This window comes from Desemzia sp. FAM 23989 (assembly GCF_045528345.1).
Lineage (GTDB): Bacteria > Bacillota > Bacilli > Lactobacillales > Carnobacteriaceae > Desemzia.
Window position 1 is genome coordinate 22,838 of sequence record NZ_JBGQQT010000007.1, and the last position, 19,709, is coordinate 42,546.

At 37.3% G+C, this 19,709-nt stretch carries 18 protein-coding genes; 2 read left to right on the forward strand and 16 right to left on the reverse strand.

Features of this window, described 5'->3' with window-relative positions:
- Positions 1–62 precede the first annotated feature (62 nt).
- The 7 genes from ACEN36_RS05730 to ACEN36_RS05760 form a co-directional block, all read right to left on the reverse strand.
- Positions 63–2,051, reverse strand: a complete 1,989-nt coding sequence (locus ACEN36_RS05730; protein WP_407126148.1) for an FtsX-like permease family protein — start codon at positions 2,049–2,051, stop codon at positions 63–65.
- On the reverse strand, positions 2,044–2,811 hold the full coding sequence (locus ACEN36_RS05735) for an ABC transporter ATP-binding protein (protein ID WP_407126149.1): 768 nt from the start codon (positions 2,809–2,811) through the stop codon (positions 2,044–2,046). The genes ACEN36_RS05730 and ACEN36_RS05735 overlap by 8 nt, the downstream gene beginning before the upstream one ends.
- Positions 2,812–2,928: 117 nt before the next feature.
- Positions 2,929–3,954 (reverse strand): sensor histidine kinase, encoded by a 1,026-nt coding sequence (locus ACEN36_RS05740; RefSeq protein ID WP_407126150.1) that lies wholly within the window; start codon positions 3,952–3,954, stop codon positions 2,929–2,931.
- A gap of 1 nt (position 3,955) precedes the next feature.
- Positions 3,956–4,636: a response regulator transcription factor gene (locus tag ACEN36_RS05745; protein ID WP_407126151.1), complete on the reverse strand. Its 681-nt coding sequence runs from the start codon at positions 4,634–4,636 to the stop codon at positions 3,956–3,958.
- A gap of 299 nt (positions 4,637–4,935) precedes the next feature.
- Positions 4,936–5,280 carry an MFS transporter gene (locus ACEN36_RS05750; RefSeq protein WP_407126152.1) on the reverse strand — a complete coding sequence of 115 codons (345 nt, stop codon included), beginning with the start codon at positions 5,278–5,280 and terminating at the stop codon, positions 4,936–4,938.
- Positions 5,243–5,545, reverse strand: coding sequence for a hypothetical protein (locus ACEN36_RS05755; RefSeq protein ID WP_407126153.1), 303 nt, complete (start codon positions 5,543–5,545; stop codon positions 5,243–5,245). Before ACEN36_RS05755 ends, ACEN36_RS05750 begins: the two co-directional genes overlap by 38 nt.
- Before the next feature lie 100 nt (positions 5,546–5,645).
- Positions 5,646–6,608 carry a D-2-hydroxyacid dehydrogenase gene (locus ACEN36_RS05760; RefSeq protein WP_407126154.1) on the reverse strand — a complete coding sequence of 321 codons (963 nt, stop codon included), beginning with the start codon at positions 6,606–6,608 and terminating at the stop codon, positions 5,646–5,648.
- A 177-nt stretch (positions 6,609–6,785) separates the two neighbouring features.
- On the opposite strand from ACEN36_RS05760, the gene ACEN36_RS05765 reads away from it, so the two are divergent.
- Entirely contained in the window at positions 6,786–7,448 is a 663-nt protein-coding gene (locus ACEN36_RS05765) for a hypothetical protein (RefSeq protein ID WP_407126155.1), read from the forward strand.
- Positions 7,449–7,540: 92 nt separating this feature from the next.
- Here the strand turns inward: ACEN36_RS05765 and recQ are convergent, their stop codons facing one another.
- The 6 genes from recQ to ACEN36_RS05795 form a co-directional block, all read right to left on the reverse strand.
- Positions 7,541–9,718 (reverse strand): DNA helicase RecQ, encoded by a 2,178-nt coding sequence (gene recQ, locus ACEN36_RS05770; protein WP_407126156.1) that lies wholly within the window; start codon positions 9,716–9,718, stop codon positions 7,541–7,543.
- 526 nt (positions 9,719–10,244) lie between these two features.
- The gene (locus tag ACEN36_RS05775; RefSeq protein WP_407103001.1) at positions 10,245–11,060 is read right to left on the reverse strand and encodes an ABC transporter ATP-binding protein; all 816 of its coding nucleotides are present in this window, start codon (positions 11,058–11,060) and stop codon (positions 10,245–10,247) included.
- Positions 11,061–12,068 carry a FecCD family ABC transporter permease gene (locus ACEN36_RS05780; RefSeq protein WP_407103002.1) on the reverse strand — a complete coding sequence of 336 codons (1,008 nt, stop codon included), beginning with the start codon at positions 12,066–12,068 and terminating at the stop codon, positions 11,061–11,063.
- Position 12,069: 1 nt separating this feature from the next.
- Positions 12,070–13,056 carry a FecCD family ABC transporter permease gene (locus tag ACEN36_RS05785; protein ID WP_407103003.1) on the reverse strand — a complete coding sequence of 329 codons (987 nt, stop codon included), beginning with the start codon at positions 13,054–13,056 and terminating at the stop codon, positions 12,070–12,072.
- Positions 13,043–13,990 (reverse strand): ABC transporter substrate-binding protein, encoded by a 948-nt coding sequence (locus ACEN36_RS05790; RefSeq protein WP_407103004.1) that lies wholly within the window; start codon positions 13,988–13,990, stop codon positions 13,043–13,045. Before ACEN36_RS05790 ends, ACEN36_RS05785 begins: the two co-directional genes overlap by 14 nt.
- A 237-nt stretch (positions 13,991–14,227) precedes the next feature.
- On the reverse strand, positions 14,228–15,913 hold the full coding sequence (locus ACEN36_RS05795; RefSeq protein WP_407103005.1) for a methyl-accepting chemotaxis protein: 1,686 nt from the start codon (positions 15,911–15,913) through the stop codon (positions 14,228–14,230).
- A gap of 357 nt (positions 15,914–16,270) precedes the next feature.
- Between ACEN36_RS05795 and ACEN36_RS05800 the strand changes: the two genes are divergently transcribed.
- On the forward strand, positions 16,271–17,011 hold the full coding sequence (locus ACEN36_RS05800) for an alpha/beta fold hydrolase (RefSeq protein ID WP_407103009.1): 741 nt from the start codon (positions 16,271–16,273) through the stop codon (positions 17,009–17,011).
- 139 nt (positions 17,012–17,150) lie between these two features.
- Here the strand turns inward: ACEN36_RS05800 and ACEN36_RS05805 are convergent, their stop codons facing one another.
- The 3 genes from ACEN36_RS05805 to ACEN36_RS05815 form a co-directional block, all read right to left on the reverse strand.
- Entirely contained in the window at positions 17,151–17,621 is a 471-nt protein-coding gene (locus tag ACEN36_RS05805) for a glutathione peroxidase (RefSeq protein WP_407103006.1), read from the reverse strand.
- Between the two features lie 157 nt (positions 17,622–17,778).
- Positions 17,779–18,753 carry a tRNA dihydrouridine synthase gene (locus ACEN36_RS05810; protein ID WP_407103007.1) on the reverse strand — a complete coding sequence of 325 codons (975 nt, stop codon included), beginning with the start codon at positions 18,751–18,753 and terminating at the stop codon, positions 17,779–17,781.
- Positions 18,754–18,975: 222 nt separating this feature from the next.
- Positions 18,976–19,632, reverse strand: a complete 657-nt coding sequence (locus ACEN36_RS05815) for a hypothetical protein (protein ID WP_407096461.1) — start codon at positions 19,630–19,632, stop codon at positions 18,976–18,978.
- Between the last annotated feature and the right edge of the window lie 77 nt (positions 19,633–19,709).

Below are 19,709 nucleotides of genomic sequence, written 5' to 3' on the forward strand. Positions count from 1 at the left end.
CAATAGCGGGAATACATTTTTTCTAGAGGCTTTTTATCCCAGCCACTTTAGGTTCTTCTATTCTATTTTACGATAGAGAAATATACTTTTGAAGTGATACGATAAATGATCCAGTATAAGAGACTGAAACTTACCACTACTCCTAAAATAGACCAGATGATCAGGCTTGTATCAGCAACTCCAAATATCATCAATAATTTTTGAACGATTGGAAATGCAAATGCAGTATGCATAACAGCTACTCCTAAAGGTAAGAAAAACATCCATAAAATTTGAGAACGAGTAGACTTCTGAATCGTTTTATCGTCTAGTCCTACTTTTTGCATAATTTGGAACTTGGATCTGTCATCATAACCTTCTGATACTTGTTTAAAGTAGGTGATTAAGGCTGCTCCGAATGTAAACAAGAATCCTAAAAAGATTCCTATAAATAATAATCCGCCATTCATTTGATACCAAGCTTCTTGCTCGATTTCTTTGGCTCTATACCCAACAGAATAATCTGTATCATACAGAACATCTGTCATTTCTTCCGCATATACCATTTTCTCTTCACTTGTTCCATTCGTATTCCAATCTACTGAAGAAAAAGAATCAAAGTAAAGATCTGGATAAAGTTCTTTATACATATTTATCAAAGACTGAAGATCCTCTTCATTCATCAAAACTAGTGTCGTTTCAAATAAACTTTCTCCTATCAAGTCGTCTACTTTCGCTTCAACTTTATCTACTGTTTCTTCATCTTCAAATTGATGGACTTGGTAGTTGCGAACATCCATTTTCAGAGTAGGTTCTGTATAATCTGCTTCGGTATTGAACACAACTACTTCATCTTTTTCTAAGGGAATCGTAGTACCAGCTAATTGTTCAAAATCCTCTTTAGGAACCAATACCATTTCTGTTACAACAATATTTCCCTCCAACGTTGATTTCATCACAAATTCATTTTGTTCTAAAGTACCCGTGAGTGTCTGAGAACGGTAAGCTTGAAAATTCTCTACCGCCAAACCTCTACTCTCTGTTTCAGTCGTAATGATCTCTTGAAGATCCGTTAAGTCTTTAGGTTCTGCTTCAAAAACGGTGAGATGATTTTCAAAAGGAAACTGTCTGTCCATTGCCTGTTCGGAACCTACAAAAATGGCTGCTGTCGTTGAAATAGTGATGATGACCATCGTCGCTAAAATACAGATATTGGCTAATCCAGCCGCATTTTGTTTCATACGGTACAACATGCCTGAAATAGAAATGAACGCATTTGGCTTATAATAAATTTTCTTATTTTTCTTCATCGCTTTCAAAATAAAAATAGACCCTGAAATAAACAATAGGTATGTGCCGATAATAACCAACAATACAGCAAGGAAAAAGTATATCATGGCAGATATCGGATCTTTAATGGAAAGTGAAATCCCATAACCAGCACCTAATGCTACCAAGGAAAGAATAAATAACAGAATCGAACTCTTAGGTTCTTTCTCTCCTGATTGCTTGCCTTTGACCAACTCGATTGGATTTGAAAATGTGACTTGGCTGATATTGTATAATAAGGCTATTGAGAAAACAGCGGTAAATCCAGCAAGTGTAATGACTATTGCAGTGAGAGAAAATGGGTATTCCATACTCACTGGAAAATCTAAGATATAATTCAATCCTAAAAATACGAAGCGTCCGATGATTTGGCCACTAATAATACCTAAAGCGATACTTCCCAGACTAGTAATCAAAGACTCGATCATGAGAACAAAAGCCACATGTTTTTTCTTCATTCCTAATATAGCATACAGCCCAATTTCTTTTTTTCGTCGTTTAATCAAAAAACTATTCGTATATAAAATAAAGATAAAAGAAAAAACTCCGATAACCACTGAACCTAGTGTAAATAATAGCGGCAAAGTTTCCGAACGTTGTTTAAGGTAATCATTCTCGACCAATGAATACATCAAGTAAAACATCGCTACCGTTGCAACTGAAGAAACAATATAAGGAACATAAATTTGTTTATTGGAATGAATATTTTTTACTGCCAACTTAGCAAATAACTGCTTAGTCATGTTGCTCACCTCGATTAACTAGAACCATTAGAGTTTGACTGATTTTTTCCATGAACTGGTCAACAGTTTGGTCTCCACGATATATCTCATTGAACACTACTCCATCTTGGATAAACAAAACACGATTTGAATGAGCTGCAGCACGCGTACTGTGCGTTACCATCATAATGGTCTGTCCAGCTTCATTGATAGCTTCAAACGTCTCCAGCAGGCTTTGAGATGCCTTTGAGTCCAATGCACCAGTCGGCTCATCAGCTAAAATCAATTTTGGTTGCGTAATCAAGGCTCTTGCCACTGCGGCACGTTGTTTTTGTCCACCAGATACTTCATAAGGGTAATGTCCGATCAAGTTGGCGATACCTAATTTTTCTACGATCGGCAATAAGCGAGCTTCCATTTCTTTGACTGGTGTGTTCGATAATACTAACGGCAACAAGATATTATCTTTGATCGAAAAATTATCCAATAAATTAAAATCTTGGAAAACGAATCCTAAATCTTTTCTTCTAAAATCAGAGACTCTGCTGTCTTTGATATCTGCTAAATTTTTCCCTTCTAATAACACTTCTCCAGAAGTTGCTTTATCCAACGTGGATAAAATATTCAATAAAGTGGTTTTCCCTGAACCTGATTCACCCATTACAGAAACGAACTCTCCTTTTTCAACTGTAAAGTTGACATCTTTCAATGCTTCTACCTCTTGTTGTGAGAATCGTGTTGCATATGTTTTTTTTAAATGATTTACTTCTAATAAAGTCATTGTGTTTTCCTCCTCTTGTTCTAACTAAACCTATTGTATGCTACTAGAACAATTGGTGCTTTTATCTATCCTTACAAAATGAGGGGCAACCTTACACTTTTGTAAGATTGCCGTTCATCAAAAGATTTCCAATTTTTCTTGGTTCAAATCGATCCTTACCACAGTTCCCTTGCCCAATTTCGATTGAATATACAATTTATGTCCCAATCGCTGGCAAATTTTCTTGCTGAGAAACAATCCAAGTCCTGTAGATTTCTCTTGAATTTTTCCATTCCACCCAGAATATCCTTTTTCAAAGATTTTAGGCAGATCCTCTGAACGTATACCGATTCCTGAATCTTCGATAATCAATTGGTTTTCTTCATTAGGGTCCATATAGATTTTAATGGTTCCTTGTTCTGGAGTGTATTTTAAACTATTGGACAAAATTTGTTCGATGAGGACTAACAACCATTTTTCATCCGAAAGAACGGTTTGTTGAAGTGGCTGGTAATCTAGAGAGATTTGATTATAAATGAACAAAATGGAAAACTTCTTAAGAGCTTTTTTGATTAATTGATCCAAATTTATTTCTCCTAAATCAAGCTCTTTACCGGTTTGTTCCAACTTTAAGTAGTTTAACGCCATATGAGTATAGTCTTCGACTCTTATGAGCTCTTGTCTAACACTTTTTGTCAACACCGGATTCTCTTGATTCTGCTGCATCAATAAACTCATCGCTGCAATAGGCGTTTTGATTTGATGCAGCCACAGAGTAAAGTAATCCATTTGCTCCGTATTTTTTTCTTGTTGAACCAGCTTCTCTTCAGTCAATTGTTCCAATAAAAACTCGATTTCTCTAAGAAGATATTTTTCGCTTGGGTCTATAGATGTTTCAAGTTCTCTCAAAACATCTAGCGGCTGATTTTCAATGTATGTCAACGATCGGTATCGTTCCTGGTACCCAAAGAAATGGAATACCAAAAATCCTAAAAAGAAAAAACCCGTGAACAATACTCCATAAAAGTAGAATTCCAAGGGTAATCTTCCCAAAATAAACAATGCTCCAAAAGTCAGCATCAGTCCTAAATAGATTCCGATTTCATAGCGCTTGACTGATAAAAAAGCCTGGACCAACTTTCCAAGTTGTCGTGGACGTGTCATGTTATTCCCCTTTCGTTAAACCATAGCCGTAGCCCTTTTTTGTCAAAATAAAATCTTCCAAGCCCATACCCGCTACTTTTTTTCTTAGACGGGCAATGTTTACCGCCAGCGTGTTATCATCAATGAAGGATTCATTCTCCCACAAACTGACCATAATAGCTTCTCTGGAAACAAATTCATGCTTATGCAAAAACAGCTGTTCCAATATTTTCAATTCTGTTTTGGTCAAATCGATCTCGTTTTCTTCATATTGCAATTTCAATTCATTTACTTTCAAATAAACGCTTTGATGATTCAGGAAAGAGTCGCCCTCATTAAAATCGTATGCACGTCTCAGTAAGGCTTGGATCTTAGCTATAGCCACTGTTAAATCAAATGGTTTACTGATGAAATCATCTGCTCCCATTTGAATCGCCATCACAATATCCATCCGTTCATTTTGAGAAGAGATAAAAATAATGGGAACCTGAGAAATTTTTCTGATTTCCGTACACCAGTAGTAGCCGTTGAAATAAGGCAATTTAATATCAATCAACACCAGTTGCGGTGCACTTTCGGTAAACAACTCCATCACTTGATTAAAGTCTATTGTATAAAAGGCTTGATAATTCCATTTTGTCAATTCTTCTTGCAAACTTTTTGCAATAGTCATGTCGTCTTCTATGATCATAATCTTCTGCATGCTTTCATTCCGCCCTTACGCTCTATTGTCTTTCATTATAACGGAAATCAGTAATGGCTTGAACTAAAAAACTTTTTCTTGTTCGCAAAAAAGGCTTTTCATCATTTAGGTTGGCTATTTGATGTTAATTCATGAATCTTCATCACCCTAGTTACCTCCAACCCATATTGCTACAGAAATCTATATAAGGATCAGAATAAAAAAATCGTTCGCATTTACTTACCAAAATCAAAAGTTGCAAACACGCAAAAAAGACTTGCTTAAGAGTTTTCTCTTCATAAACAAGTCTTTCTTCGTTTTTATCTTTTTGGTCTCTGGATATATTTTTGAGCATTACGATAGGCTCCGATCCAAGTCACCGCAAGTATAGCTGATAAGATACTTAACGTTCCCCAAGCAAAATTATACGAACCGGTAAAATCAGCAATGGCTGCTGCAAATAATGAGCCAAATGTTAAACTTAACTGAACTCCGCTTTGAATATAACCATAAGCTTTAGGGTAATTTTTGGAAGAATAAGTGGCTGAAGTAATCAATGGTGGTGCTACCGTACCCACTGCATTCCCCATTCCGAATAGAACAGCCATCATAAAGGCTAAGACAATATTACCAGCAAACATCATCGCTAAATAAGTCAATACCAATTAAAAAGACCAATCTAAAGTTTTTGCCAGCTAACTTTTGTGAAATATAAGGAGATAAAAAAATTTCTACCCCCAGCACTAGAGAATTACTGATTGCAAATTGACTATTGCTGATTGCAAATTGACTATTGCTGATTCCAAATTCAGCTGTAACAGGCGTTTGGAATATATTTGCTACCGCTACAGATGCCGGTCCCAGAACAGCCAAAATGACTGCTGATCCTAAAACGATCCACCACCCATAAAAAATATTGTTTTGTTTCAAATTTATTTTCCTTCCCACTAGTGAGCTTTATTGTTGCCTATTTGATATAAAACTCTTCTTATGAGTCTATACACCTGTTGAATCTTTTTCTACAACACTCTTAATGTACTACATTTTTAGGATTTCTATTTATAAATTGCTTCACATTATCCACTGCACTATCTATCAATCTTGCACGACTTTCTTTAGTAGCCCATGCGATATGCGGTGTAATAAATACATTTTTCGCTTTTAGTAACGGATTCGTATTTTCAATGGACTCCGTACTGACAACATCTACACCTGCCGCATAAATTTTACCGCTATTCAAGGCTTCAGCAACAGCTCTTTCATCCACCAAACCTCCGCGAGCAGTATTCAACAAAATTACTCCCTCTTTCATTTTGGAAATACTCTCTTGATTGATCAAAGCTTGTGTTTCTTCTACTAAAGGAATATGCAAAGAAACAACATCTGCCTTTTCTAATAACTCATCCAGCGGTACATATGTTGCTAGTTTCTTTCCTTCTTCGCTTTGGCTGCGATTATAAGCTATAACATTCATTCCCATAGCTTCAGCTATCTTTGCTGTTGCTTGTCCGATACTGCCGAATCCAATGATCCCCATTGTTTTTCCAGCTAATTCCAGTAAAGGATAATCAAAGAAGGTCCAGTCTGGATGCTCTTCCCATTTGCCTTCCTTAACAGCTTGATTATGGTGCCCAACTTGTTGACAGATTTCCAATAATAACGCAAATGTCATTTGAGCAACGGATTGCGTACTGTAATCTGGAACATTCGTGACGACGATGTCTTTTTCTTGAGCAGCTCTCACGTCGACTACATTGTAACCTGTTGCGAGTACTCCTATATATTTTATTGAGGGGCATGCTTCTATGACGGTTTTCGTGATAGGGACTTTATTTGTCAACACGATTTCTGCTTGGTTAATACGATCTATAATTTCATCTTCATTGGTTAGAGATGTACGATCATAAACTTCCAACTCCCCAAGCTCCTCCAATCCTTTCCAGCTTAGATCTCCAGGATTCGTTGTATAGCCTTCTAATATAGTGATTTTCATAACCAATCTCCTGACATTTTTTATTTCTAACTCTCCTTAACTCTAACGGATTCGAGACAAATTTGCGAATAGAATTCATTATTTAGTGACGATTTTTCAAACACTAATAAAAACACTGGTTTTCGAATACCGCTTGTTATATGATTGGATTACCAACGGCGTTGAGAGGAGAAACTCATGAAAAAATATGGAATCATTATATTTTTACTGCTTTTATTTTTTGGAATTGTTTACATAGGAGTCAATCAAACGCAACCGTTTAGCAAACATACTTCTACCGCAAAGACATCCGAACTTGAAACAACGGTTAAAGCAAAATCGGATACCAAAGAACCTATCCAGTTTGATCAATTAGAATCTATCGAGCGACTAAAAGTTCGTGGAAGTAAACTAGCTGCAGAGATGGGAGTTAGTGTTTCCAGCAGCCTTTGGGTTGTTGAAGAAGAGATCGTTGAGGAAGAAATAGAAGAAGAACTTGCAGAAAGTGAAGATATCATAGAAGATGAGGAAGAGGAATCATTTGTGTATACGGAAAGCAGTTCGACCTATACGCCAAATAAAAAATCGAATTCCTCTATAAAGAATTCATCTAATTCAAGCAGCTCCACCACTAAAAAACCAACATCAACAAAGCCTAAAAAATCTAAAGATGAACCTGAAAAAGAGGAATCTAGTGAAACTACTGAACCTCCAGAGTCAGAGGCACCGGTTGAAGAGGTGGAGCCTCCTGAACCAGAAGATCCAGCACCGACTCCAGATGAAGAGGAAACACCTTCTGAAAATGAGTCATCATCAAGTGAGAGCAGTATTGAATCTGACGAAAAGTCTTCTCCAAATTAAAGCTCAGATGAAATAAGTGATTAACAAATATCCATTTAAAAAAGCTAGATCAACTAAATAGTTGGTCTAGCTTTTTTAAATCATCTTATCGCTTATTCCGTGCTTTCTTCTGCTTTTAATTTTGCCAGTACGAACTTGATCTCATCGTATGAAATAGACTCCGAGACAGCTTCTTTGATCGGTTTTAATGGAATCATTCCCACTTCAGCTGCTGCTGCTCTTATCTCAACTGCTGCTTCCTCACTAACTAATCTCGAAAACTCCAATTCCGTCCCTTCTTGAATCAGGACGCACAAGTGGTTTACGATAGTCGTTGGGGATAGTTCGCGAATCGCTGCAATCTCAGCAACTGCTTTTCCTTCGTTGAAATAGACTAATGTTTCTTCATGAGTAGCCCCTTTTTTTGAGGAATTGCTTGAACGAGAAGCCGGTTTTACGACTACTTCTTTTACGGATAGATTTTCTTTTCTCAATTGTTCGACATCCAAAGACTGTTCTGTTGAATAATTTTGGATGATGGTAAGAAACGCTTCTCCATACTCTTCTAATTTGGCCTCTCCTACACCGTGAATAGCTAAAAATTCTTCATCTGATATTGGGAATTTAGCCGCCATATCGATCAAGCTTCTATCCGAAAAGACAACAAAAGGAGGTTTCCCAAGTTCTTGTGCAATCCCTCGACGCAATTCTCTAAGCAGTTCAAATAGTCCAGTATCGTAATTCTCAATGTTTTCGACAGATTTTTTCGTGTTTTTTGGTTCTTCTTTCAATGATTTTGTAATCGTCAACCGGACTGTTGCTTTTAATAAATCATTGGTTTTAGGAGTAAACTGCAAAATAGGGTATTGATCTCCGCCCAAATGCAAGTATCCCTCACTGATCATAATCGAGATGATATCTTTAATGTCTCCCTCAGTATATTCTTTCATTATTCCATAGGTCGATAAGTCATCAAAATGCATTTGTTTGATTCGACTCGTGGCTTTCCCTCTCAATACATCTGTCACCAAACCTGTCCCATATGCCTGATTCATTCGGAAAATACACGATAGGATTTTTTGACATTCTACAGTGACATCTGTCTTAACCATCTCACCATCGCAATTTGAACAATGATCGCATTCTGTCCATTCCGGTATTTCATCAAAATAATTCAAAATCGTTTTTCGCAAACAACTTCCCGTCTTACAGTAAGAGATCATCGTATTGAGATTCGCTTTGGCATGGGGATTGTTGCCTTGTTCGATTAAAAAGGTATTCGTGATGATATCTTGACCGGAATAAAATAAAATTGCTTCGGATGGTGCCCCGTCTCTCCCAGCACGGCCAGCTTCTTGGTAATAACTTTCCATGTCCAACGGCATATTGTAGTGGATCACTCGACGGACATTCGATTTATCGATCCCCATCCCAAATGCATTTGTCGCTACCATGATGGGTTTACGGTCATAAAGAAAATCTTCTTGATTTCGCGTTCTTTCTTGATTACTGATTCCAGCATGATAAAGAGTTACCGGATACCCTTTTTTATTCAACGTTTCATAAACTTTTTCCACATTTTTCCGTGTATTGCAATAAATAATACTCGACTCTTTATTGTCTACCATGCGTAATAATTCATTGGCTTTCTTTTTGGGTTTTACCACTGAAAAATAAAGATTCGGCCGATCAAAACTGGAGATGTATTGGTAAGGTTGGTTCAAGTTTAGTTGCTTCACCATGTCTTCTCGCACAGGTGTCGTGGCAGTAGCTGTAAAGGCCGCAAAAGGTGGTCTCGTATTTAAGACATCCATCAATTGAGGGATGTTTTGATAACTTGGCCTGAAGTCATGTCCCCATTGAGAAACACAGTGCGCTTCATCGACAGCCACTAAATTGATATTCATTTGCTGAGCATAAGAAATAAAGACTTCGTTTTGCAGTCTTTCTGGGGAGACATAAATCAAATCCAATTCCCCTTGAAGAGCACTGTACAAAATATTTTCTTGCTCGTTAAAAGTCAACTGGCTATTGATGTAAGCCGCTTTTACGCCCATCGTTTGCAAACCATCCACTTGGTCTTTCATTAAAGAGATCAACGGCGAAATGACAATCGTTACACCATCCATACAAATTGCAGGGATTTGGTAGCATAACGATTTCCCGCCACCCGTAGGCATAACGCCTAAGACGTCTTCTCCTCTTAAAATAGCATCGATCATTTGCTCCTGTCCTGGGCGAAAGGAGTCATATCCATAATAGTGTTTTAAAGTCTCTAAAATTGCTGTCATATAATCCTCCAAAAATTGTTCGTTTACACTTGCATCTCTACTAGCCTATCATACTTTTCTGAGTTACAAATAAAAAATACGAAAAAACTTTGTTAATTTTTTTATGCGAACCAGTTTTTTATGTATTTGTTCAGTCCAGTATCGTTCCTTGTTTTTTGCGTTTTTCAATGCTTATAAGTTCTCGCCAATGGAGTCGTGAAAATAATAAAATAGATTCCTTTTCTATCCATATTAGAGGGATGAAATCTCCTTGATGAAGAATGGCAGTTGAACATCATGGAAGAAAACTCCTTGATGAAGAATACCGTTTGAACATCATAGAAGAAAACTTCTTGATGAAGAATACCTTTTGAACATCAAGGCAGTTCTATCCTTGATGTAAGTATAAGATGGCATCATTAGTTGAATTCAAAAATGCCAAAAGCGGTAGTTTAGCTTTTGGCATTCTTGGATTTGACAGCTGGATTTATAATGAATTTTTTGTTTGAATACTGCTTATTTACCCTCTATAACATAATTTAACATGCTAGCGAAGCTGCGAAACAAGGATTTCCCCTTTTTTCGACACTTCATAATCCAAGCAAATGGGGTAGCGCTCATCTTCACTGATTTGCAGCTTAGCTTCGATCCCATACAGTTCATGCAAGCTTTCTTTAGTAATTGACTTGCAAGGCGGACCTTGACAAATCAGTTTCCCGCTCTTCATTCCAATGATGTTGTCTCCGTATTTGCAAGCATTATTCAATTCATGCAGGACCATCACTATAGTAAGTCCTACTGTTTGATTCAATCGGCTCAATAATTGCAGTATTTCTTGCTGATAAGACAAATCAAGATATGTCGTTGGCTCATCAAGCATGATAATATCTGTCTCTTGGGCAATCGTCATAGCGATCCAGACTCGTTGTCGTTGTCCTTGAGACAACGTGTTTAACTTACGATGGGTAAATTCTTGCAGCTCTGTTTCTTCTATAGCCCAATCGATCATCTCTTTGTCATGCTGGGATAATCCGCCAATACTTTTTTGATAAGGAAATCTTCCATAGGACACCAGATCTCGAACAGTCAATCCAATTGGGCAAATTGGTTCTTGTGGTAAGAAAGAGATTTGTTTGGCTAATGTTCTCTCTTTTTGCCCGATAATGTCTTTTCCATTGATGTAAATATTACCAGATTGTGGTTTGATCACTCTAGCAACGCTTTTTAACAGAGTAGACTTTCCACACCCATTTGCACCAATGATCACATTGATTTTTCCTTTCAGAAGGGAAAGATTTAATTGTTCTATTACAGGCTGCTCTTCGTACCCTACCGATAGATCTTTTACAATTATAGCTTCCATTTAGTTCTCCTTTATAATTAAATAAATGAAATAAGGCACTCCAAATACAGAAATAATGATTCCGACAGGTATTTCTATGGGAGAAAACAAGTTTCTAGAAACAGCATCTGCAACTAACATCATAACAGCACTAATCAAAGCAGATACAATCAAGACATATTTATGAGAAGAACCTACCAACTTTCTGGCAATGTTTGGAGAGATTAATCCTATAAAACCAATATTCCCAGCAAAAGCAGTTGCTCCTCCGGCTAAAATGACTGCATACGCCAATAATTTTTTACGCTCATGGTTTCGGTTTAACCCTAGAGCGGTGATGTGTTCATCTGAGAATTGTAGAACATCCAATTTTTTAACATTCCATAGCACTAAACCAAAAAACACGCTCACTAATGGCAAAATGATCTTAGCATACTCCCATCCTGTCCCCCATAAACTTCCAGAGGTCCAAATGAGTACTCTGTTGTATTCTCCCACTCCTCCTCTAAAAATAAAGAACGTCATAAAAGCACTCAATCCTGCATTGATTCCCAGACCTACTAAAATCATTTTTTTAGGTTTTATGCCTTTATCGCTCGAAAGAACATAAATGATGGTCGCCGAAACTGCTGCTCCAATAATGGCCATAAAAGGCAATAAGTACACAGAAAAAGAGCCAAGCTGGTTGTAATAATAGGTTGTTTGAAAAGAAACAACTAAAATAGCAGCAACAGCTGCTCCGGCATTTATTCCAATGATCCCGGGATCAGCTAGTTCATTTTTGGTAATAGTTTGGATGATTCCTCCAGATGTCGCTAATGCTATGCCTATACATATTGCCACCAACATACGCGGCAAGCGTAAATTCAAAAGAGCTGTTTCTTGAAAGGCATTGCCTCGGCCGATAAAAGTCAGAAAAATATCTGTGATACTGATTTGATAGCTTCCCCAGCTGAGGTAGACAGCTGCAGAAAGGATAAAAAATACCACCAGCAGAATCAGGATCTTCTGAATGCGTATTTCTTTCATATCAAGCTGACTCCTTTCTTGCTGCTGCGATGAAAAAAGGGACCCCTATTAAAGCAGTAATTATTCCGACAGGCATTTCATAAGGAGCATAGACTAAACGAGCACCCATGTCGGAATAAACCATCAAAACAGCCCCAAGTAAAAAGGATAGCGGAATATTTTTAGCATAATTTTCACCCACTAGTCTCCGATTGATCTGCGGAATGATCACACCGACAAAGCCAATATTCTTTCCAACCGCTACCGCTGCAGCGCACATAGGGATCAAGATAAGAAAGGTCAATAACCTTGTTTTACCAGGGTTCACACCTAAACCTGCAGCGGCTTCGTCACCTAGACTAAGAATATTGATTTTTTGAGCCAATAACAGACTACACAGTAAGCCAAAGGTACCTACACTAGCTACCAATTTAACATCCGTCCACGTAACATTTCTGAAACTGCCTGAAATCCAAAAAGCAATGAATTGAGATTTATTGGATAGAATTCCAATAGTCGTAGTCAACGAGATAAAAAATGTGCTTATGGAAATACCGGCTAATAATAATTTACTGACACCCTTTCCTTTGACTTCTTTGTAGAGAAAAAAAATCACCAATGCTGCACTGAAAGATGTGCCGATTAGAGAAGCCAACAGGATATTTTGAGTATTGATGGCGATATCGGCCGCATAAAAGAAAGCAATCATCAGTGTAGCTCCTTGGCTCACTCCCAGCAAAGAAGGTTCTGCTATAGGATTACGCGTAACTCCCTGTACCATTGCTCCTGTAGCTCCTAGAATGCCTCCAGTAAAGAGAGCTGATAGTACTCGAGGGATTCGAACGTCTCTAGCCAGTAATTGATCCAGCTCATTTGACTGACTCACTATACTGTCAACCAGTTCTGACAGACTGATCGGTATATTTCCCAGACAGATACTCAGATAAACGCCTACAAGCAGGAGCACAAAGCAACCACTGACAAAAAAAGCCGTTTTATTTTGCTTCATCTATCATCACCGCTATTTCATCTAGCAGCAACTCTCTGCCTATAGGGCTGTAGCCTTGATTGAAGTATGGTGAAGCATCTAAAGTGATCACATGACCAGATTTTACTGCAGGCAAATTGTTCCAAATAGCATTTTCTTGAAGAACGGCTAAATCTTCATCTGTTGCGATCGCAAAGATAACATCTGCTTCTATCGCAGCTAACCCTTCATACGTCACTACCGGTAAACTAATATCCGTTTGCTCCGGCATTCCGCTAGGTTTCCGCAACCCCATGTCTTCATAAAGGATATTTCCAAAACCGGCTCCATCAAATACAAAAAATTGTCCTCCGCTAGCTAAAAAGGCTAGATAAGTAGTATCCTCTCCATGAGCTCTTTTGATCCGATTTCCTATTGCTAAGGCTTTTTCATTATACCCATCTAGCCAATTCTCAGCTTTGTCTGCTTGGTTAAATACTGTCCCCACAGCTTTCACATCTTCTTGCCAATTTAAGGCTTCCAATTGAATCATCACAGTAGGTGCGATGTCTTTTAACTGCTCGTAGACTTTTTCTTGCACGGTAGACAGAATGATCATATCCGGTTCTAAATTCATAATAGCCTCGATATCAAAAGTATCTTGCATACTGTAGCCTAATATAGCAGCTCCTTCTAAAATATCTTCTAAGTAAGAAGGAAATTTAGTGTAATCATAGGCATCACTATTTGCAGTTCCAACAACTTTATAACCTAAAATAGATAAAATATCACTGTTTCCACTTAAATCGACGATTTTTTTTGGATCTTTAGGAATCTCTACTTCTCCTTTAGCATCAGTGATTGTGATCATCACTTCTTTTTCTGGAGACTCATTAGCCTGACTTGAACAACCAGTAAAAATCAATAACGATAGAAAAACAAATAAAATCATTTCAACGCTAACCTTTTTTTTCATGAATTAATCTCCTCTTGCTTCTCGTAAAGCTCAACACTTCACATTCTTATCTATTCAGTTTTATTATACTCGATATTCTAAAAATGTTAAGTCATTTTTACTATTTAGTGGAAGAATATTTGTCTTAAATAAATCTTTTCCCTATCTATTTTATCAAGCAATGAAACACTAAAAAAAAGAAACAAAAACAATGCACTAAACATTGTTTGTTGTTTCTCTAAATCGCAGGAGCATCTATTAAAGTTTAAACGCACTCACTAATCCTGTTAGTTCTTCTGCTAACTGCGCTAAGAACGTCGCTGAAGATGTCACTTCTTCGGCAGCAGCTAATTGTTCTTCAGTAGCAGCTGCAATTTCTCCAGATTTAGCGGAAGAGTCTTTCGCCAATTCCGCTACTTCTTCAATCGCTGCATTAACTTGTTGTACACTGGCTGATATTTGTTCAGAAGTCGCTGACAATTCTTGAGTTTGAACATTGGTATCTTCAATAGAATGTACAATCAGTTCAAATGCTTTTCCAGTTTCTTCTGCAATAGACATACCTTGAGTAATTTCATCGTTTCCATGTTGCATCATTTCAACAGCTTTTGTAGTATCAGCTTGGATGTGTTGGATCAATTCTGCAATTTGATTCGCAGATTCTCTAGATTGTTCGGCTAATTTACGGACTTCATCAGCAACGACTGCAAAACCTTTTCCATGTTCACCAGCACGCGCTGACTCAATGGCAGCATTGAGAGCTAGCAGGTTCGTTTGATTAGAAATATCTGTAATGACATTGATGATATTGCCAATTACCATTGATCTCTTCTCTAAAGATTCCATCACTTGATTGGTTTCTTTATTTGCTTGATAAATAGTCGTCATTTGCTGAACGACACTTTGGATTTTTTGAGTTCCTTGATCTGCTTGTTTTTTAGTTTCAATCGTCGTTTGAGCCACCACATTTGTGTTGCTGGTAATTTGCAGAATCCCTGTAGCGATTTCACTCACCCCATGCGAACTCTCTTCTGTGCTCTTGCTTTGCGTTTCAACACCATCTGCAACATCTGTAATAGAAGTAGCTATTTGATTCGTTACCGCTGTAGTTTCTTCTGCGATCGCTAAAAACTCTTGTGAAGAAGAAGCTACTTGTTCCGATGTATTGCTGACTTGTTGGATCATGTTTCTCAAATTAATAATCATTCTATTGAATGTATGTCCTAATTGACTGATTTCATCTTTGCTGGTGATGGTAATTTCTTCAATGGCTAAATCACCATCAGCAATTTTTTCAGCTACTTCTGCTACTTGATTTACACGACTGGAAATCATTCGACTCAATCGTAGAGCAATAATGACTCCTGCAGCAACCGCTAAGATGCTAATGATCATAATAACGGTTAGCATTTTTTTTATTTGATTTGTCAAATCATCACTTACTTTTGTAAAAGCATCTTGATGGTAAAACAGTAGTTCTTTCCCAATAGACTGTATTCGATTAAATATTTCATTTCCTCTACCATTCATCAAGGCAGTGTAAGCTTCAGTGTTTCCTGCTTGTTTATAAGAAATAGCTTCCTCCGCTATTTCTCCATATTCTGCTTCTGCTGAAATTATTTGGTTTGTTAACTCTAATCCTTCTTCATAATTAGTATGTGAAGTAAGATTAGCAACATTTTCTTGAAATTCTTTTTGATTCACAGAAAACGCATCAAGATTCTCTGAATTCCCGGCTGTTAAATAAGTCTGCAACTCTATTTCTTCTTGATAAGTCTCAAATAAAGTATATGAGGTCAATCGAATTTTATTTGTACCTTCTGCTATTGCAGAAGTATATTTATCGTTTACGTCCTTTAATTGAACATATGTAATTCCGCTGATTAAAATCAATAATGTCGTGATCGTAAAAAATCCTGTTAGTAATTTTTGCTTTAATTTCATTTTTGATGCCCTTCCTCTTCTGTATTAACCATTTAAATCCCTAAAATCATTTTTATCTTCTTGATTCCCCTGTAGGATTAATCGGACAAATTTTATATTATTTTACTTAAAACTAATAAAAATACGTTTTCAATACAACTAAAAAGTGACTACTTTGTTACAATTATTATTGATCTGTCTTTCTCCTATTACTATAAACGGTGCAATAAACACATTGAGATAGCTTTTCCAATGCATAATTATTCAAGTTTATCATCATTTCTTAAATTGAAACCTGATTTTAAAATCCGTTTTAATGCTGCTTTATCGATTCCTTTCGCTTCCCTATTTTGATATGATAGTTGCGAGGTGGATAAAGTGAAATTGACCATTCGAAAAAGAATGTTAGGCAACATCCCATTATTAGAAGTTGTCCCGACAAAACAACGCAATGAAAAGTTGCCTTTAATTATTTATTATCACGGCTGGCAATCTGTAAAAGAACTGAATTTGACACAAGCTCGTTATTTAGCACGCGAAGGTTTTCGAGTATTATTGCCTGACGCTGTGAATCATGGAGAAAGAAAACAACCGATTTCCAACATTCCTTCTCTCACTTTTTTCCAAAGCATTCATTCGAATTTATTTGAATTCGGCTTTATCGTTGATCATTTTCGCAAGATTGGGTTTGTCGATGATATGATTGGTGTTGGAGGAACGTCTATGGGCGGCATCACGACATGTGCGTTGTTGACACATCACCCTGAAATCAAAGCGGCAGCTTGTCTGATGGGTTCGCCTAAATTACTGGCTTATCAAGAACGCATTGTCAAACATGCAACTCGGCTTAAGCGCCATTTGCCAGAGGATTATTTTGACTTGCTGAGTTGGATTCCGAATTATGACTTATCTTTACGTCCTGAAACCTTACAAGGCCGTCCGTTGTACATTTGGCATGGTACGCAAGACCAGATTGTGCCTTATGATCACGTAGCTGAATTTGCGGAAGAGCAAAAGCACACGCCAAATATTTACTTTACGGATGAAGAAGAAGATCATTTAGTGAAAACAAGTACGATGCATGATGTCACAATATTCTTTGTGAACGAGTTGTTGTAATCGAAAAAAACGTCATTCAGAGTGTTCCCAAAAACTTTTAGACTGCTTAAAAGACCACGTCAACATTTAGGCGAACATACCTGGATGTTGACGTGGTCTTTAGTTATAGAAAAGATTTATTTCCTTGTTCTTAAAAGCTTTAATTATATTGAGTCAACTCTTTTTCGATTGAAAGAGGTGTCGTTGTTGGCGCAAATCGTTTGATGATAGTCCCTTTTTTGTCTACTAAGAATTTTGTAAAGTTCCATTTCACAGCTTTTCCAGTGATGCCTTTTGTCTCTTCCGTTAATAATTTAAAAAGCGGATGAGCATCAGATCCATTGACCTTTACCATATCATGCATCGGAAAAGTAACTCCGTAAGTCATGCGGCAAGATTCTGCAGCATCACTAGCTGAGTCGATTTCTTGTTTGAATTGATTGGTCGGAAAGCCTAAAACAATGAAATCATCATCCTTATATTTATCATACAATTTTTGCAGCTCATCAAACTGTGGCGCCAAACCACATTTAGTAGCTGTATTGACAATAAGCAGTGTTTTGCCTTTATATTTATCCAATTTATAAGTTTCTCCGTTTTCGAGTGCTACTTCAATATCATAAATATTCATCTGATTATGCCCCCACTTTGATTAGCTTTTTATACTAACTTACTTATATCACTTATCTGATGAGATTAATACATATTTTATCTGTAAACACAAAAAAAGTTAGAATCCCCATGTGTTTTGTCACGGATATTCTAGCTTCTTTACTAGTGCTGTTTTTCTATAAAAAATCTTTATTGGCTTCTTCAAATGCATCCAACAAAGTACGAGCCTCGTCAATCGATTGCGTCTCCATTAATTGTGTTCTTAAGTCGCTTGCCCCACGAATACCGCGAACATATATCTTGAAGAAGCGGCGCAATGGTTTAAATGAGCGATCTTCATTGGCAAAATGTTCCTCGAAAAGATCCAAATGAAGTCTAAACAAACTCAACAACTCTTTAGCTGAATGCTCTTTCGGTTCTTTTTCAAAAGCATACGGATTGGTAAAGACACCGCGGCCGATCATAATTCCATCAACGCCGTACTCTTCCACTAACTTCAATCCTGTTTCACGGTCAGGAATGTCTCCATTGATAGTCAGTAGCGTATCAGGAGCCACTTCATCACGCAATTTTTTGATGCCTGCAATCATGTCCCAGTGAGCATTCCCTTTACTCATTTCTTTTCGGGTACGCAAATGAATCGACAAGTTAGCAATGTCTTGTTGTAAAACATGTGTCAACCAATCACGGTACTCATCGACATGAGTGTAACCAAGTCTGGTTTTGACGCTGACTGGCAACCCTCCAGCTTTTGCGGCTTGGATTAATTCTGCAGCTACTTCTGGACGTTGAATAAGACCGCTCCCCTTGCCTTTACCTGCTACGTTAGGTACTGGACAACCCATGTTGATATCAATTCCGCTGAAGCCTTCCTCTGCCATCCCGATACTCATTTGACGGAAGTGTTCAGGTTGATCTCCCCATATGTGAGCTACCAGTGGTTGTTCATCTTCAGTAAACGTTAAACGACCGCGCACACTGTCTTTTCCTTCAGGATGACAGTAACTAACCGTGTTTGTAAATTCTGTAAAAAAGACGTCCGGTCTTCCCGCTTCACTGATGACATGACGAAAAGCAACATCTGTTACATCTTCCATCGGTGCCAAAATAAAAAACGGTCGCGGCAACTTATTCCAAAAATTCTCTTTCATCTAAAAAACCCTCTCGTTATAGGTGTAAATGTTTATCTCAAAAATAAAAAGCAGAAAAATCCTGCTTTTTAGCTTATATTAGTCTATACTATTTTATCCGACCGACTACAATAGTCTATTCTAACAAATTTGAGTTAAAAACGAAACTGTTTTTTATGAGAATCTTGTAAAAGCTGTGTGAAGCTAAAGGAAAACAGTTTATCAATCAAAGTTATTTACCAACTAATGGCCATATCTACGCTTAAAATCTTCTACACCTAATCTACAAGCAGTTTTATCGCCGACCATTCGAAACATCTCAAAATAATCCAGACTATCAAACGTAGGTGTGTCAATACGTTCGACCCCAATACGATTCCCGGCCCAGCTTCCTTCTTCGAATTCACTTTTTTGTTCCGCTTGGGCAAGAATAAAGTAAGGCATCAAATTATTTTTCATCCTGAACAGCCGTTGATCAATGGTCATGAACAGATGTGAATCATAATTAATAAGAACGTATTGATTCATAAATTTTTCCCATCTCTTTTGTATTCTGTTTGCTTCTGCAGGAGGAATCGTAATCAGATGGATTCCATTTTCTTTGCGAACTCTACGTTCTATTTTGTGTTTGTATTTTCGGTGATACGTATATCCTTCTTGTTCAATGAGGTATTCCTTTGCATTTTTTGAGTCCTCCACTACGGCGATCCTGTCACCTTTCCATTCATCCATCAACAAATGAAACAATTCATATTGAAATGGATTCCCAAATCGCGGATGAACAAAAGAAATAGCCATAACATTGCTTTCACCAGACAGAATCAATTTTGCCGGCTCTAGAATGCATTTTTTATCTAGGTTTACCAGTAACTTATTTTGCTCCATTGTTTCTATAATCAACGCCTCCAATATATTTTATAGGATTTTATTCCTCAATATAAAGTACGTGATTTTGGTGAATTTCATTTTTTTAAACA